This is a genomic window from Thiohalocapsa sp., assembly GCF_019695415.1.
GTDB lineage: Bacteria > Pseudomonadota > Gammaproteobacteria > Chromatiales > Chromatiaceae > Thiohalocapsa.
This window is the reverse complement of record NZ_JAIFKJ010000073.1, coordinates 1-1,926: the sequence shown is the minus strand read 5'-3', so window position 1 is coordinate 1,926 and position 1,926 is coordinate 1. Positions and strand designations below refer to the sequence as shown.

Below are 1,926 nucleotides of genomic sequence, written 5' to 3'. Positions count from 1 at the left end.
GCCCGCGCCTGATCCAGCGACGCGCTCAGCGCCGCCAGTTCTTCCTCCAGCGAGCGTTTCTCCGAGCGCTCAAGCGCCAGTATCTCGGTCAGTTCGGCGATCTGCGCATTGAGGCGCTGCAGAGCGGTGTCCTTGCTGCTGGCCTCCTGCGTGACGAAGTACTGCGCCAGCATGAACACCGACAGCAGGAAGGTCATGACCAGCAGCAGCGTGGCCATGGCGTCCACAAAGCCGGGCCAATAATCGCCGCCGATGCGCCGGCCGGTGCGCCCGCGTGGCATGATGCGGTCTCCTTAAACTCGTCTCGCCAGGCCTAGCGCTCCCGGCGGGGGGCGCGCGCAGCGATGTCGCGCAGGGCGCCCGCAAGCTGGTTCTGTTCGCGCAGGACGGCGGCCAGCTCGGATTGCTGCTGCGCCTGTTCGTCGACCCATTCGCGCACGATCTTCTGCTCCGCGCGCATCTGCTTCACCATCCGGTCGATGCCGCCCGAGAGCTCGCGGATGGCCTCGGTCGCTTCCGAATTGCCGCCGCCCACGCCGCTGTTCTCGATCTTCTCGCCGAGGTCGGTGATGCTGCGCTGCATATCGAGCATGGCAAAGCGGAGTTGCGCCGGCGTCCCCTGCATCGCGCCGGCCGCGCTGCCCTCCGGCGCCATCTCCGTGATGCCGGACAGCCACTCCTCCAGCTCGTTGTAGAAGCGGTTCTGCGCCTGCGAGGCCTGCAGATCGAGAAAGCCGAGGATCAGCGATCCGGCCAGACCGAACAGCGAGGACGAAAACGCCGTGCCCATCCCGCTCAGCGGCGCCTGCAGGCCGGATTTCAGCTCCTCGAAGATGAGCGCGGTCTCCGCTGTCGTCGTGTTCAGCGAGGAGATCGTCGTGCCCACCGACTGGATGGTTTGCAGAAGGCCCCAGAAGGTGCCGAGCAGGCCGAGGAAGATCAAAAGCCCGACCAGATAGCGCGTCGTCTCCCGGGACTCGTCCAGCCGCGATCCGATCGAGTCGAGGATCGAGCGCATGACCACCGGCGAGACCTGCGCCTGGCCCTGGCGGCGGCGGAACATCGTCGCCATCGGCGCGAGCATGACGGGCGGGCGCTCCGTCGCCAGGCCGGGGTCGGAAATTCGGAAGCTGTTGACCCAGCGGATTTCCGGGTAGAGCCGCAGAACCTGCTGCAGCGAATAGAAGATGCCGAGCAGAAGAACGCCGAGGATAAGCCCATTCAGCGCGGGGTTCGCCATGAAGGCGTCGAGGATGTCCGCATAAAGAAGGGCGACGAAGAAGCCCGACAGGAGGCTGAACAGACACATGCGCCCGACAAAAACATGAGAACGAGAGTGAATGAGCCGCAACACACGTTTCGCCATGATCCGTGCTCTGCTAATTCAAACCGTAACGCCTGCGCGATCCGCACGAAGGCCCCGGAGCCTTCTTAACGGATTTCACCGCACAGCAAAATGTTAACTTGACGGCAGGCGCTTATGCGCGCGCGGGCCGGCGGCTGACGAGCTTCACCAGATCGCGCTGGATCGCCTCATTGCCCGCCACGATGCTGCCCGTCGTCAGCATGTCCTGTCCGCCGTCGGCATCCGAGACGAAGCCGCCCGCCTCGCGCACCAGCACGATGCCCGCGGCCATGTCCCAAGCCGAGATGCCCCGCTCCCAGTAGCCGTCGAAGCGTCCCGAAGCGACCCAGGCGAGGTCGGTCGCCGCCGAGCCGGTGCGCCGAATGCCCGCGACCTGTGGCATCACCGCCCCCAGCTCGGCCAGGTAGCGCTCGTGCCCCTCCTTCCCACGATGCGGGCCGCCGGTGGTCATGCCGCCCCCCCGCCGTTGCCCCCCCGCCGCCCCCCCGCTGCGCCGCGCTCTCAGCAACGCCCCCCTCCCCCGCCCGGCGGCGCAGGGGTCCCCCGCACCCGGAATCGCA

2 protein-coding genes and 1 pseudogene are annotated in these 1,926 nt (G+C 67.1%); all 3 read right to left on the bottom strand.

Translation table 11 applies throughout. From position 1 onward, the window contains the following. Positions 1 to 281: pseudogene (locus I6U14_RS00895) on the bottom strand (peptidoglycan-binding protein); the annotation flags it as partial. 32 nt (positions 282 to 313) lie between these two features. Next, positions 314 to 1,366, bottom strand: a complete 1,053-nt coding sequence (locus I6U14_RS00890) for a flagellar motor protein MotA (RefSeq protein ID WP_296896104.1) — start codon at positions 1,364 to 1,366, stop codon at positions 314 to 316. 112 nt (positions 1,367 to 1,478) lie between these two features. Beyond that, the gene (locus tag I6U14_RS00885) at positions 1,479 to 1,817 is read right to left on the bottom strand and encodes an inositol monophosphatase family protein (RefSeq protein ID WP_296896102.1); all 339 of its coding nucleotides are present in this window, start codon (positions 1,815 to 1,817) and stop codon (positions 1,479 to 1,481) included. Positions 1,818 to 1,926: the final 109 nt, after the last annotated feature.

What these genes read in the sequence shown, in the direction of transcription:
- I6U14_RS00885 (WP_296896102.1), bottom strand. Translation starts at nt 1,817, where the DNA reads ATGACCACCGGCGGCCCGCATCGTGGGAAGGAGGGGCACGAGCGCTAC.
- I6U14_RS00890 (WP_296896104.1), bottom strand. Translation starts at nt 1,366, where the DNA reads ATGGCGAAACGTGTGTTGCGGCTCATTCACTCTCGTTCTCATGTTTTT.